This is a genomic window from Mucilaginibacter sp. L196, from assembly GCF_009765905.1.
Taxonomy (GTDB): domain Bacteria; phylum Bacteroidota; class Bacteroidia; order Sphingobacteriales; family Sphingobacteriaceae; genus Mucilaginibacter.
In genome coordinates this window covers 1,043,994-1,058,511 of sequence record NZ_LMUO01000015.1, presented here as the reverse complement: position 1 = coordinate 1,058,511, position 14,518 = coordinate 1,043,994, and the positions used below count along the sequence as shown (strand labels likewise).

General features: G+C 38.0%; 14 protein-coding genes. 12 read left to right on the top strand and 2 right to left on the bottom strand.

The window, feature by feature from the left end:
• Nucleotides 1-8: 8 nt before the first annotated feature.
• Nucleotides 9-1,154 carry a methionine aminotransferase gene (locus GSQ74_RS15270; RefSeq protein WP_158994764.1) on the bottom strand — a complete coding sequence of 382 codons (1,146 nt, stop codon included), beginning with the start codon at nucleotides 1,152-1,154 and terminating at the stop codon, nucleotides 9-11.
• 144 nt (nucleotides 1,155-1,298) lie between these two features.
• Between GSQ74_RS15270 and GSQ74_RS15265 the strand changes: the two genes are divergently transcribed.
• The 10 genes from GSQ74_RS15265 (at nucleotide 1,299) to msrB (ending at nucleotide 10,493) form a co-directional block, all read left to right on the top strand.
• A complete protein-coding gene (locus GSQ74_RS15265) occupies nucleotides 1,299-2,270 on the top strand; it encodes an ABC transporter substrate-binding protein (protein WP_158994763.1) in 972 nt (323 codons plus the stop codon).
• A complete protein-coding gene (locus GSQ74_RS15260) occupies nucleotides 2,271-3,140 on the top strand; it encodes an ABC transporter permease (RefSeq protein ID WP_158994761.1) in 870 nt (289 codons plus the stop codon).
• The gene (locus tag GSQ74_RS15255; protein ID WP_158994759.1) at nucleotides 3,137-3,886 is read left to right on the top strand and encodes an ABC transporter ATP-binding protein; all 750 of its coding nucleotides are present in this window, start codon (nucleotides 3,137-3,139) and stop codon (nucleotides 3,884-3,886) included. The genes GSQ74_RS15260 and GSQ74_RS15255 overlap by 4 nt, the downstream gene beginning before the upstream one ends.
• Before the next feature lie 71 nt (nucleotides 3,887-3,957).
• Nucleotides 3,958-4,206, top strand: coding sequence for a hypothetical protein (locus GSQ74_RS15250; RefSeq protein WP_158994757.1), 249 nt, complete (start codon nucleotides 3,958-3,960; stop codon nucleotides 4,204-4,206).
• A gap of 316 nt (nucleotides 4,207-4,522) precedes the next feature.
• Complete coding sequence (locus GSQ74_RS15245) at nucleotides 4,523-5,044, top strand: hypothetical protein (RefSeq protein ID WP_158994755.1); 522 nt, start codon at nucleotides 4,523-4,525, stop codon at nucleotides 5,042-5,044.
• A gap of 171 nt (nucleotides 5,045-5,215) precedes the next feature.
• A complete protein-coding gene (locus GSQ74_RS15240; RefSeq protein ID WP_158994753.1) occupies nucleotides 5,216-6,091 on the top strand; it encodes a helix-turn-helix transcriptional regulator in 876 nt (291 codons plus the stop codon).
• Nucleotides 6,092-6,093: 2 nt separating this feature from the next.
• On the top strand, nucleotides 6,094-6,528 hold the full coding sequence (locus GSQ74_RS15235; RefSeq protein ID WP_254060897.1) for a DUF983 domain-containing protein: 435 nt from the start codon (nucleotides 6,094-6,096) through the stop codon (nucleotides 6,526-6,528).
• Nucleotides 6,529-6,954: 426 nt separating this feature from the next.
• Nucleotides 6,955-9,273 (top strand): transglycosylase domain-containing protein, encoded by a 2,319-nt coding sequence (locus GSQ74_RS15230; protein ID WP_158994751.1) that lies wholly within the window; start codon nucleotides 6,955-6,957, stop codon nucleotides 9,271-9,273.
• A 26-nt stretch (nucleotides 9,274-9,299) separates the two neighbouring features.
• Complete coding sequence (locus GSQ74_RS15225; protein ID WP_158994749.1) at nucleotides 9,300-9,818, top strand: fasciclin domain-containing protein; 519 nt, start codon at nucleotides 9,300-9,302, stop codon at nucleotides 9,816-9,818.
• Nucleotides 9,819-9,998: 180 nt separating this feature from the next.
• A complete protein-coding gene (msrB, locus tag GSQ74_RS15220) occupies nucleotides 9,999-10,493 on the top strand; it encodes a peptide-methionine (R)-S-oxide reductase MsrB (RefSeq protein WP_174236933.1) in 495 nt (164 codons plus the stop codon).
• Here the strand turns inward: msrB and GSQ74_RS15215 are convergent.
• Entirely contained in the window at nucleotides 10,480-10,839 is a 360-nt protein-coding gene (locus GSQ74_RS15215) for a GIY-YIG nuclease family protein (RefSeq protein ID WP_158994747.1), read from the bottom strand. The genes msrB and GSQ74_RS15215 overlap by 14 nt on opposite strands.
• Before the next feature lie 83 nt (nucleotides 10,840-10,922).
• Between GSQ74_RS15215 and GSQ74_RS15210 the strand changes: the two genes are divergently transcribed.
• Both GSQ74_RS15210 and GSQ74_RS15205 read left to right on the top strand, forming a co-directional pair.
• Nucleotides 10,923-11,687, top strand: a complete 765-nt coding sequence (locus GSQ74_RS15210; RefSeq protein WP_158994745.1) for a helix-turn-helix domain-containing protein — start codon at nucleotides 10,923-10,925, stop codon at nucleotides 11,685-11,687.
• Nucleotides 11,688-11,829: 142 nt separating this feature from the next.
• Nucleotides 11,830-13,278, top strand: coding sequence for an IS1182 family transposase (locus GSQ74_RS15205; RefSeq protein ID WP_158994743.1), 1,449 nt, complete (start codon nucleotides 11,830-11,832; stop codon nucleotides 13,276-13,278).
• Nucleotides 13,279-14,518: the final 1,240 nt, after the last annotated feature.

The window sequence follows — 14,518 nt, the reverse complement described above, 5'->3', positions numbered from 1 at the left end:
TGAGTAAACTAAACAGTCATTAATCTATCAACGGCTTTATCCAGCGTTTCTTGCCTTTTTGCGAAACAAAACCTCAAAACATGATGGTTTGTACCCTTACTATAAAACCCGGAAGTAGGTATAGTAGCTACACCAAACTCCTTTGCCAGACGTATAGCAAAGTCGGTATCACGCTCATCTGTAATATCATTATAAGTTACAGATTGAAAGTATGAACCATAGCAAGGTAGCAACTTAAAACGGGTTTGTTCTATGCCATTTCTAAAATGATCTCTTTTTTGTTGGAAGAATTCCGGCAGGCCTAAATACACTTGTTCATTCTTTAAATATTCGGCAATTGCATATTGTGCGGGTGTATTTACACTAAAAATCATGAACTGATGTATTTTTCTAAACTCCTGCATCAAATGCGCCGGGGCAAGGCAATAACCAATTTTCCAGCCGGTAGCATGGCATAGTTTACCAAAAGAGGCTACAATAAAACTACGCTGTTGTAATTCCGGGTAACGGGCCATACTTTGATGGGTTTCGCCATCATAAATTAAGTGTTCATAAACCTCATCACTCAAAATATAAATATCCTGATCTTTCACCAACGCGCTTAATGCCTCAATATCCTGCTGATGTAAAATGGTAGCGGTAGGATTATGCGGCGAGTTAAGAATGATCATCTTGGTGCGGTTGGTGATCAGCTTTTTCACCATATCCCAGGCGATACGATAGTTTGGCGGTTCCAATTCTAACGATTTCACCACGCCGCCCATCAATTTTATAGCCGGAGAATAACAATCATAAGCCGGTTCAAAAATTATGACTTCATCATTTGGGTGAATAATAGCGCTTATTGCAGTAAATATGGCTTGTGTGCCTCCGGCCGTAATAGTTATTTCTGTATCCGGATTATAAATCGCACCGTATAGCTTTTCAGTTTTATAGGCTATTTGTTCGCGCAGCGCCATTACACCGGCCATTGGTGCATATTGGTTATGACCGCTTTTCATAGCATTGTCAACCAATTCAACCAAATATGGGTCACAATCATAATCAGGAAATCCCTGCGACAAATTAATAGCGCCAACTTCGGCAGCCAATGCCGACATTATAGTAAAAATAGTAGTTCCCGTTTGGGGTAGTTTAGATGTTAAGGGCCTCATAGCGGGTGCTAAAATAATTAAAAACTAATAAAATTAGCCAAAAGGTTTTACACATGATGTGGAAAGGATTTTAAAACAATCATTAAAACATCACCTTTCGGCTTTAAACTTCCACCTTTCATCGCTATTAATTAACTTCGTAACATGAAGCTTGAAAAATACCTTTTTGCAATTTTTATACTCTGCTCTTTTGCATCCTGCAAACCAAAAACTAAAAGCAACGTACCTATTGTTGGGTTTGTTGACGCTTTTGAGGATGCCACCATATCACAAGCCCATACCGGGTTTGTGGCTGCCTTAAAAGACAGCGGTTTTAGCGAGGAGAAACAAAACATAAAAATTGAATACCGCAACGCGCAAGGCGATATCCCTACGTTAACGCAAATAGTAAACTATTTTATATCTGAGCCGGTAGATTTATTGGCTACCTGTACAACATTATCATCTGTAACTGCTGTTCAAAAAACAAAAAACATCCCGATTTTCGAAATGGTTTCGCCTACCCCGGCACTTATGAATGTATTGGATGCAAACGGCAAGCCACCTGCAAACCTATTTGGCGCTGTTGAAGATCTGCAATATATTGATACTTCATTCTCTATCATTCCTACGGTATTAAAGCCCAAAGGGCATAAATTGGTTATCGGCATGATCTATAATCAAAGCGAACCCCAGTCGGCCGATGCTATGCAGTACATAAAGACTTTGGCCGCAAAATTTAATATTACGCTTATCGCATTGCCACTAAATTCATCTGCCGATGCACAACTGGTAACACAATCACTATTAAGCAAAAACATTGATGCTTTTTTTGCCAACCCGGATAACACCGTGTTCGCATCCTTCGAAACAATAAAAAAGAATTGCGACGAAAAAAATGTCCCAATATTCACAAGTGAAGCAGGCTTAGTAAAGCGTGGAGCAGTAATGGCTTTTGGTGCAGATATTTACCAATGGGGATACCAGGCAGGTGAACAGGCTGCCCAATATTTAAAAAACCATAGCACCACCGGTTTAAAACCAGAAATGGTTAAAATACGAAAACGCGTTTATAACCCAGAAATGGTTAAAAAATATAAAATCACCCTGCCACTCAATTTTGAAGTAGTTAAATAAATGGATTTTTACCTTACCGCTTTATTGCAGGGACTATGCTTTTCGGGGATTGCTTTGGGCATTTATATATCGATGAAGATATTTAACATACCTGATATTACTACTGATGGCAGCTATACTTTAGGTGGAGGTTTTACAGGAATTTTATTACTGCATAATCAACCAACTTATATCATTTTACCTGCTGTGATTTTAGCGGGTGCTATTGCCGGAGCTTTAACTGGCATTATCCATACCAAATTAAAAATTAACGCGCTGCTTTCGGGGATACTGGTTATGTACGCGCTATACTCAGTCAATTTAAAAATAATGGGGCGCTCCAATTTGCCTTTAAATGGAATTCCGTCATTATTCAGTTTGATTAATTTTATTACCAACCCTAACCAAAATACGCTTCTCATTCTATTAACTTTTGTTGTAATAATCACGCTAATTATTGGCTATCTGCTTAAAACAGATTTTGGTATTGCGATGAGAGCTACCGGCAACAGCGAAACTATGATAAGAGCTTTAGGTGTAAATACCGACAGGATGAAAATTACTGGTTTAGCAATTGCCAATGCATTAACTGCTGTAAGTGGTTATTTAATAACGCAATATCAGGGTTATGCCGATATTAGTATGGGAATTGGAATTGTCATCTATGGTTTAGGGTCAGTTATAATTGCCGAGGCATTTATCAATTGGTTTAAAGTAACATCTGTATGGATAAGTCTATTACTTGTAATTTCAGGAGCCATTATCTTTCAATTTGTTCTTGCGCTTACGCTGAGCGTTGGTATTGATCCCATTTTCTTAAAATTGGTTACAGCTGCTTTTGTGTTATTAATTGTAGGCTTACCACGTTTATCTTTTAACAGATCAGCATGATAGCGATAGACCACATCCATAAAGTTTTTAATAAAGGCAAAGCCAATCAAGTTGATGCCCTAAACGGTATCGACCTAAAAATAAACAATGGTGAGTTTTTAGTTATAGTTGGCTCCAACGGGTCGGGTAAAACCACCTTGTTAAATATTGTTGCAGGCAGCGTTCTACCAACCTCCGGAACGATTAGTATTGACGGCAACGATGTAACCGATATACCCGATTATAAACGCAGCCAATGGATAGCACGCGTTTTACAAAATCCGGTAAGCGGTACTGCATCGGATCTGAGTATAATTGATAATTTCCGTCTTGCTGCTATCCGTACTAAACCAAAAGGTTTATCAATTGGTGTTGATGAGGCATTTAAAAAATTGGTAAAGGAAAAAATAGCCACCTTAGGTATGGGCCTGGAAAATAAAACAGATCAACCCATGGACACATTATCAGGCGGGCAAAGACAAGCATTAACACTATTGATGAGTATTATGGACAGTTGTAAGGTTTTATTGCTCGATGAACCAACAGCCGCCCTTGACCCACGTTCAGCAGAAGTAGTGATGAAAACCGCGGATAAGCTGATCAAAGATTTTAACTTAACAACTATACTCATCACCCATAATTTAAAGGATGCTTATAACTACGGCAGCAGGATTATACAGATGAGGGAAGGAATTATTTTAAAAGATATTAATACTGAAAAGAAGGCTGAACTAAAGCAAAACGATCTTTTTGATTGGTTTGGATAAGTGTGTAACAATTATACTAATCATTAATTCAAGATGTTTTTTGGCAAAGTAATTGCATTCGGTGTTGTACTATGAAGAACAACGAATTTCAATATATAACAGATGCCTACCAATTAGTGCAAGGCGCGAAAATAAAAGGCAAAAAACAAGAAGAGATTTTTGAAATCGGCGCATATGACCCAAACAAAAGAGGCTATACCGTATACCCATTTGAAGAAGGCGTAAAGTTTGACGATTTCAGCGTTTTGATGTCAGAAAAAGAGTTAATGAGCAATTACTTGATAGAAAACTTGAAGGTAACCCATTCAATTGCAGCTTAATATAGCTTACCGTTATTCCAACCCAACCCCAAGCTTATAAAACATTTCGCTTTGTAAGTCTAACCTCATGTTTCCCTACGTTTTTGCAAAATCATATTTTTAAGTGTATTTTTGTAGAAATAAATAAAAGGAAATGCTACTTCTAAATTCATTCTGCAAAAATTATAAGCGACCAATGGTGGTATCGCTGCAGAAGAGGTATGCATTCGATCTACCCTTCTCCAGTCCTGTTTAGTATAAAAAAACAGCGACAATTTTCACAGTTTATTTAATACCCTGACCGGCTTAATGTCGCCAGGACATATCATTAAAAATCATGGACACATATTATACCATTGAAGAAAAATACCTGCAAGCTGTTGATGAGATAAACTATGGCGAAAATCCTAAAGGGTTAAAGTTATTGAATGAGATTATCAGTAACGATCCTTTACATGCCCGGGCTCATTACCAGTTAGGAAAGATATTTTATTACGAAATAAAGGATTACCAGGCCGCAGGCTATCATTTTAAAACCTGTGCAGAGTTAGAACCGTCATTTCCTGATGTATATCATCACTACCTGCATTTAATTGTTTTTTTAAATATGGACAAAAAGGTAAACGAAGTTGCAGAAAAGGCATTGACAATTCCGGGAGTAAGTGCAGCTGCGATACATAATCTTTTAGGTTTATATGCCGAGAAAAACAAAAACTGGGCAATTGCCATAAATGAATATCAAAGTGCATTTATTGAAGTAATTGACAAAAAACATCAAGAAGATATTGAAACCAGTATTGAACGTGTAAAGCAAAAAATGCAACACAACAGCAGTTACCGATATTATTTAGCCGATTAATTTAAAGCCATCCGTTAGTTAACGGATGGCTTTAAATTAATCTTTATTGCTTGTGTCGTTAATGCTCCGAACTAATCTAGCAATCAATAAAGTGACGTAAATCAGTAATTAACACCACCAATAGCACTATTATTACCATTACAAACGGCACTTTTAGCGTAAATTTGCGCTATGATAAAAGACAGATTTCCGGTTTATGATATTGGTCACTTAGCCGAATCTAAGCAGGATGACATTCTGATCAGCCAATTTGCACCTTATCTTAAGATTCATAAAAACCTGCAACAGGCCCACAAGCATACATTTTCCCATTTAGTATTTTTCACTGAAGGAGCGGGTAGTCAAACCATAGATTTTCAAAAATTCGAAGTAAAGCCCTATCAAATTTACTTTATGATACCGGGGCAGGTACATCATTGGGCCTTTGAGGGAAAGGTAGATGGTTACGTGGTAAACTTTTCACCTAAGTTTTTCCAATCCTTTTTACTCAAGCCAGATTACCTTGAACAATTCCCATTTTTTAGCGGCAACGCGAATGAAGCAGTAATTGATGTTGAAGCAAATCTCAGAATAAAGTTAATTGGTCTTTTCGAGAAACTGTTAAGTGAGACTGTAGAAAACCAACGTACAACTCCGGATATGGTCAGGTTGCTTTTATTAGAACTTTTTATTTTGATAGGTCGGACTGTTATCACACCTCAATTAAAACAAGCAAGTCCTTACAATTTAACCCTGCTCAAAAACTTCAAGAATCTTATTGAAGCAAATTACATAAACAACAGGTTACCAAAATATTACGCAGAACTACTTTACATTACCCCCAATCATTTAAATGCCTTGTGTAATGATCTTTTAGGTATACCTGCGGGTGAGGTTATTCGCAACCGTGTAGTTTTAGAAGCCAAGCGTTTGCTGATCAATCCGCAATTGGGTATTACAGAAGTTGCCAATCATTTAAATTTTGCGGACAACTCGTACTTCACTAAGTTTTTCAAAAAACAAGCCGGTATAACTCCGGAAGAATTCAGGAAACAATTTATAAAATAACCATGGATACATTACAAATGGAAGATCATAAAATACCATCAGAATTTCAGGCAGCGTTACATGCAAAATGCCCAAAATGTCGTACCGGCAATATGTTTTCGGGCGCCATGTACAGTTTCGGGACACAAAAAATGAATACGGCTTGTCCGCATTGTGGTTTCACCTTCGAGATTGAACCCGGTTATTTTTATGTAGCCATGTTTGTAAGTTATGCCATGAATGTTGCCGAAATGGTTACCGTGGCTTTGGGATTGCACATTTTAACCGGCAGCAATTCTCCGTGGTTGTATTTGGGAGCGCTGTTTGGAGTGGCCATTTTGTTATCACCTTTCCATTTCAGGTATTCAAGGGTTGTTTTGTTATATTGGCTTACACCTGGTGTACATTTCGATCCAAAAAGAGTTGAGATGAAAAGCAAAGAAAATAATCAGGCATAATTCTTATATACGAGCACAAAAATAAAGCGTCATTGGAGCGAAACAATCTTTACATTAAGCACGGCGATTAGTAAGATTGAACCTACAGAGTTCCTCTGTAAAGTGTAGCGATTGCTTCGTTCCTCGCAATGACGATAGTTTTATCATTTTTAAACAGCTTCTTAGTGCGATAGCGCAGTCTTAACCTATCCCTTAACCTGATCTCAACAGGCTCCATCAATTAAACAGAATTAAAACCTATACAGTGTTTCAACGTTCATTAGTAAGAGCAAGTCAATTTTAAGGTAATTTTTAAGTTACATACAAGTTGTATAAATATTGTACGAACTAATTTAGTTGTGACTGTAAAATTTACCTGCTATAATTGCGTTCTTAATGTTTCATCAAAGCTGGCTATATTTAACGCCATAAACTACATCTTAGTAAATGTTCAATCGTATAAAAAACCGATTTCTCAGGTATTTTCTGATACTTATATATTTCATCATCATATTCTTTTGCGCTATAGAGGTTAACTTCCTTTGGTTATTTGGCTATTCGCCGGATATGAATGACATAAAAAACCCAAGCATGTCTGTTGGTTCACAACTGTACACTGCCGATGGAAAACTTATAGGGCAATATTATAAAGAGAACCGCTCTCCGGTACTTTTTAAGGACATCTCCCCTAATCTTATTAATGCTTTAATATGTACAGAAGATGTGAGATTTTACAGCCATCATGGTATCGATCTATACTCGTTTCTTACAAGTATGCTCTCAACAGCAAAAGGCGATAAACGCGGTGGTAGTACAATAACACAGCAGCTTGCAAAAAACCTGTTCGAAACACGTAAGCGTAAATCACAAGGACTAATTAAGCATGTGCCGTTACTAAACACCATTGTTTATAAATGTAAAGAGTGGTTAACTGCACTCGAGATTGAACATGTTTACAGCAAACAGGAAATACTTGAGCTTTACCTGAACACGGTACCTTTTGGCAATAATACTTACGGCATAAAAACAGCCACCTTAAAATATTTCGATAAAACACCGGATAAGGTTAATCCTGCAGAAGCGGCAACACTTATAGGTATGCTTAAAGCAACTTCTACTTATAACCCGATTAACAATCCGGATAAATCATTAGCAAGACGTAATACTGTATTGAGCCAAATGGAGAAGTATGGCAAACTGACTAAACCCGAATACGACACAAACGTTAATCTTCCATTAAACCTCAATTTAAATTATGTTGATGATGAAGGCCAGGGCGATTCATATCTACGCGAAGCAGTTGAAAAATGGTTAAAAAAATGGTGCAAGGATAACGGTTACGATCTTTACTCTGATGGGTTAAAAATATACACCACTATTGATTCAAAAATGCAGCAATATGCTGAAGAAGCTGTTGCTGAGAAAATGAAAGTATTGCAAAAACGTTTTGATCAGCTTTGGGGTAAGAAAAACCCATGGCGTGATTTTGCAGGCAACGAGATTAAGGATTTTGTATTGAAGGGCGAGCAAAGCTTACCGATTTACAAGTTATTACAGAAAAGATATAAAGGCGATACTGTTGCCATAAATAAATACTTCACCACCAAAAAACGGATGACCGTATTTACATGGAACGGCGACAAAGACACGACCTTTTCCAGCGTCGACTCGTTAAAATATTACGCGCGTATTTTAAATACCGGGATGATGACGATTGAACCTTCAACCGGCTATATTAAGGACTGGGTTGGCGGTATAGATTATAAGTACTTTAATTATGATCACGTAAATCAGGCTAAACGCCAGGCGGGTTCAACATTTAAGCCGTTTGCATATGTAACTGCTATTGATAATGGTTTTACTCCTTGCGATAAGTTTACAGATAAGCCGGTTACCATTAATTATATGGATGACGGAAAGCCTCAGGTTTGGCAACCCAACAATGCCGACTTTAAATTTAGTTATCAGGAAATGTCACTACGATGGGCGATGGGTAAATCAGTAAACTCAATAACTGCGCAGTTAACCCAACAAGTTGGTTGGGATAAAATTGTTCAATACGCGCATAAGTTAGGTATTGAAAGTCCGCTAAAATCTGTGCCATCAGTTTCATTGGGGTCAAATGATGTTTCGGTTTATGAGATGGTACGTGCTTACAGTACTTTCCTGAACAAAGGAGTGAAGATAGATCCACTATTAGTAACTAAAATCACCGATCAGGATGGGAATGTATTGGCTACATTCACTTTAAATAGTGAAAGGGTATTGAGCGAAGAAACAGCGTGGCTGATGCTTTATATGTTCCGTGGTGGTATGGAAGAACCGGGAGGTACATCTCAAGCGTTATGGGAGTATCCGGGTTTATGGAAGAAGGATAACCAAATCGGTGGTAAAACAGGCACATCATCACACTATGTTGATGGTTGGTACATGGGTATTACCAAAGACCTGGTTACCGGTGTTTGGGTTGGCGCTGATGATAGAAGTGTACACTTCACGACTTCTGAAAATGGTGAAGGATCACATACTGCTTTACCTATTTTCGCACGGTTTATGGAAAAGGTATATGCCGACCCTAAATCGGGTTATACCTGGGGGCCATATCCAAAGCCATGGGTTAAAATAACTAAAGAGTACAATTGTCCATCGCCGCATATTTCTACAGATACAACATCTACTGATAGTACATCTGCGCCTGTGGATACAACTGGAGGTGTACCGGCAGTTGTGACACCTGATGATTCAAAAGACAACCCTCAGCAATAAAATTTCGTACTAGTGGTATCACAATTATGAGAAAGCTGGTTTTAATAACATTTATAGTTTCAGGCTGCTTGCGCTTACAAGCGCAAACCCATACTGACACATTACTTTCGGCTCCAAAGAAAGACCTGTCCACTTTTATTAAGGTTGTAAACGCCGCCGGATTAAAAAATATATTCAATGGACAACCCGTAACTATTTTTGCTCCGGATAATGAGGCCTTTGATAAATTTTCGGCAAACAAAATGGATAGTTTATTGATGCCTTCTAATAAATCTTTATTAATAAGCACTCTGGATTTTCATATCATAGCAGGAAAACTAACTGCCAAAGATATTGCAAAAGCCATTCATGATGGTGGCGGTCAGGCTACATTCCGCACGCTTGCCGGTACTAAATTAAATGCAAAAATAAATGCTAACCGGAATATTGTTTTGTTTGATGGAAGTGGTTGTGAGAGCGTTATTAAAGTATTCAATATCAAACAAGGCAACGCAGATATGTTTGTAATAGATTCTGTTCTATCGCCTGTAAATAAGTACTTATAATTTACTTCTACTAATGGTGTAAGGAAACAACTAGTCGCCCGACTAAGGTTATAATATCTATAAATCATTATACGCTATACTGACAAACCACGAAGGGTGTTTAAGCGTATCTTATATAGATGGAAGGCACATGATTATTAGATGCGCTTTTTGTTATATCTACATAAAAAAATATAAAAGATGAAAAAATCGATTTTAGCTGTAATGCTATTAAGCATACTAACGCTATTCAGTTGCCAGAATATTAATGCGCAGGACAACGCAAAAGTTCTTCAGCACAGAAAAATGAGTAAAACACCTGCTCAATGGAAAGCTATACTTACCCCAAACCAGTATGACATAATGGTTAATCGCGGTACTGAACCACCTTTCCACAATGCATATGATGAAAATCATCAAAAAGGCGTTTATAAAAGCGCAGCTACCGGCGAAGTATTATTTACTTCGGAGGATAAGTTTGAGAGCGGAACCGGCTGGCCAAGTTTTGTTAAACCTGCCGATATGAGCAAAATTGAAATTGTAAAAGACGACAGCTACGGTATGGACCGTGATGAAGTTATTGAAAAAAGTACCGGCTTACATTTAGGCCACGTTTTTGATGACGGCCCTGCCGATCGCGGTGGTAAACGTTATTGTATGAATTCAGGTGCGCTTATATTTGTTAAAACGAAGTAACTGCTCTCCTGAAATTACCAACTGAAGGACGAATTTGCGGCCTCGTACGCAGCTTGCTTTCAAAATTCAAGCCAATGGTCAGATCTACCCAATCAGGGTTAACAGGTCTGATCATTTTTTCTTTTTGAGGACGTGTGTAAGTACTTACCTGTTTAAATCTCTCCATCGCCATTTCTTCGCTGTTGATTTCTTCAAAATAAACCAAACGGTTAAGTTGCTGCGCGGTATCGAAAAATAAGGTAGGCATATCGCTGTAAAACTTTAAAGTTTTAACCAGATCCGAGCTTAAACCTACGTGTAAATTGTTCCTGTTTCTGTCTGTGATAATATAAATAAACCGTTTCATTTGACAATAAATTTGGTGTTTGAAAAAATATTACTAACTTTATGAGCATAAAATTACTAATAAATTTAGCAATTCCAAATTTTATGTCAATTATTTCGTCAAATATTAAATTTCTTCGAAAAAAGAAGGGTTTAACACAGCAACAGTTTGCAGATCAGGTAGGTATCAAACGTTCATTAGTAGGCGCCTACGAGGAAGAAAGAGCTGAACCCAAATACGAATTGCTAAAAACCATAGCATCTTTTTTTGAAATTAGTATTGATGACTTTATAAAAGAAACCATAAACGAGAAATGGGCACCTGCGCCTAAAGGTAATTTGCGTATTTTAAGCATATCAGTTGATAAAGATGATAACGAAAATATTGAGTTGGTACCTTTAAAAGCCAGCGCCGGATATTTGAACGGTTATGCCGATCCGGAATATGTAGCGCAGCTACCAAAGTTTTATTTACCAATGTTTAAGCAAGGTACATATCGTGCTTTTGAAATAAAGGGTGACTCCATGTTGCCCTTAGTATCAGGCACCATTATTATAGGCGAATACATGGAAAACTGGGGTGATGTAAAAAGTGGCGAAACCTATGTTATTGTATCAAAAAGCGAAGGCGTGGTTTATAAACGCATGGGAAGCAAATTCAGGACTGATAAAAAGCTGAAGCTAATATCAGACAACCCTGTATATGAACCTTATGAAATAAGCGGTGAGGATGTTTTAGAAATTTGGAAGGCCAAAGCCTATATATCAACTCAAATGCCCCTACCCGCTCCTGAGCCTACAATGGAAAGCCTTACCAGCATGATGGCACAAATGCAGCGGTCAATATCCAATCTGCAACAAAAAAATTAACTGAGCTTTATACTAAAAAGCCCTTAACCTGATCAGAGGGCACTGAAAAAGTCCATTAGAAAAAGGGATAAAAAGGAGCAGAGAAACTAAGTTTTTCTGCTCCTTTTTTGTATCTTGAAAGAGTAATCAGCAGGCCTTTCAGATGTTAGTTAAGCAGCAACAGCTCCAATTCAGCGCTTTTTCGGGGTTATATGACTTGATCGTTCCCAAAGATAATCTCCTGCGCAAGATCAACGAGCTGATCGATTTCACTTTTATTTACGATGAGTTATTGAACAAATACTGCCCTAATAACGGGCGTACAGCCGAAAGTCCTGTACGGATGTTCAAATACCTGCTATTGAAAACGGTCTATACTGTTTCGGACGTCGATGTAGTAGAGCGTTCCAGATATGACATGTCTTTCAAGTATTTCCTGGGGATGTCGCCTGAAGAAGACGTGATCGACCCCAGTTCATTGACAAAGTTCCGAAAGCTGCGGTTAAAGGATGCCGACCTATTGAACCTGCTGATCAGCAAAACTGTCTCTATAGCTATTGAAAAAGGCATCATCCGCTCTAAGTCCATTATTGTTGATGCTACCCATTCGCTGTCCAGATCCAACCCTTATTCGGCACTTGAAGTATTGAGGGAACGTTCAAAATTACTTCGAAAAACGGTTTATGCCATAGATGAGGAAATGAAAGACCTCATGCCGAAAAAGAATGATTCAGATGATCTGGCGAAAGAACTGGCTTATTGCAGGGAACTTGAAAAGCATATCGAAGCTGACCAAACCTTAAGCACCATTCCTGCGGTTAAGGAGAAACTAAACTTGTTAAAAGAAACAATAACAGATACGGAAGAACATTATACGATCTCAAAAGACAAGGATGCCAAGACCGGCCATAAATCCGCAGACAGTTCATTCTTTGGTTACAAGACCCACCTGGCCATGACCGAGGAACGCATTATTACCGCTGCTGTGGTGACCTCGGGCGAAAAAGGCGATGGCCCGGAACTTCCCAAACTTTTGGAGATCAGCCAAAACAATGGCATTGAAGTAGATACGATCATCGGCGACTCGGCTTATTCAGGCAAAGAAAATCTTAAACTAACAGCTAATCAGGATATCAAGGTTGTATCTAAGCTTAAACCCACAATAACACAGGGCTTTAGAAAGGATGAAGACAAGTTTGATTATAACAAAGATGCTGACATGTTTGTATGCCCAGCAGGCCACCTGGCTATCCGAAAAGCGAGGCAGGGAAAGAAAACCGTTGGAAAAAAACAGTCGTACACTTACTATTTCGACATTGAAAAATGCAAAACCTGTCCATTAAGGGACGGATGTTACAAACCGGGGGCCCAATCAAAAACCTATGGGGTAAAAATAAAATCGGCCGTACATCAGGAGCAGCAAACCTTTCAGGATACAGCTTTCTTTAAAGAAAAGGCCAAACACCGGTATAAAATCGAAGCCAAAAACAGCGAATTGAAAAATGTTCATGGTTATGACCGGGCAATAGCTTACGGGATTGAAAACATGCAGATGCAGGGAGCATTGGCAATTTTCACGGTTAACCTTAAAAGACTAATCTCTCAACAGTAAATCGACTAAAAAATAGGCTAAAACCTACGCTCTCCATCTCTCCGAGCCAGCCTACAATAGCCTCACAAAACACTTCACTAATAAAAAACGATCAAGTAAAAATCGTGTTTTACTTGATCGCTTTAAAGTCTCCCTTTTAAAACAGGTACTTTTTCAGTGCCCTCCTGTAACGAGAAGGGATTTTTTATTTTTCAGAGTCCTTTCTGTTCCCGCAGAGTTTATGTGATGAAAATATCGGCCAATACTTAAATATCTCCCCAAATTCAAAGTAAGATCTATATATTCGATACATAATAAAATAAACCTGATAATTATCCTTTACCTTAATCACTATGTCTGAATCTACGCAAAGTAACACCCCACTATCCAGCGCGATAAGCAGCACACTAATCTCCGTATCAAAAGATTATGTAAAACCTATCCAAGAGTTGTATTAATGATATAGCTACATCAGGAAGCCCTGCCAAATCTCTGGATGGACATTTATTATTAGCGAACGGTATTGTTATTGGTGATTTCGCATTACAAAATAGCTATAGAACTGATCAACAATCTTAAATACGATTGAATTAAACTATGCCTGCAAATTGTCTGCGATGGGGCATTAACGAGTACAACATTCAACATTTTTGGTGCGGTAAAATACCGACCAAAGGCTAAAATTTAGTTCATAAAGCTGCGAACTTATGTAGGTCGGGTATTTAACTATATAACTACGCCTCCGGTTTAGCGGTGGTAAAGTTGAAGGCCTGCAAAAAGCATAAGAAAGGCTAAAATAAAAAATAAGATAAATGCGATTATTGTCACTAGCCAGCGTGGCAATTTAGATTCCTCAAATGAATGTTTTTTCATTTTTATCTAGTTAATTATAAGTATTAATCTGTTTTACCTGCCAATTGTTTGTTATAAACGTATTCTCTGAATTATTATTAGTGAGGCACGAAATATAATAAAATCTACTGATTTAAGTTTAACGAATTGTAACTTAGACTTATAATGTATCAAGCATCCTTGCTTGCGAGAAATATAAATTAAGCTTAAAATATTTTAGGTCGAAGTTTAAACTTCGACCAATTGGGTGGATCGGGCTTTGTTCTTTTATATAGGTATTCGATAAATCCCAAAAGGGTCATGCTGAGCGTAGTCGAAGTATGCGGGCGGGCCTCTGCGCCAACCCTTCGAGTGCCCTCAGGGTGACACCAACACACATAAATTTTCGTCACCGCAGGGGCTCTTGAAA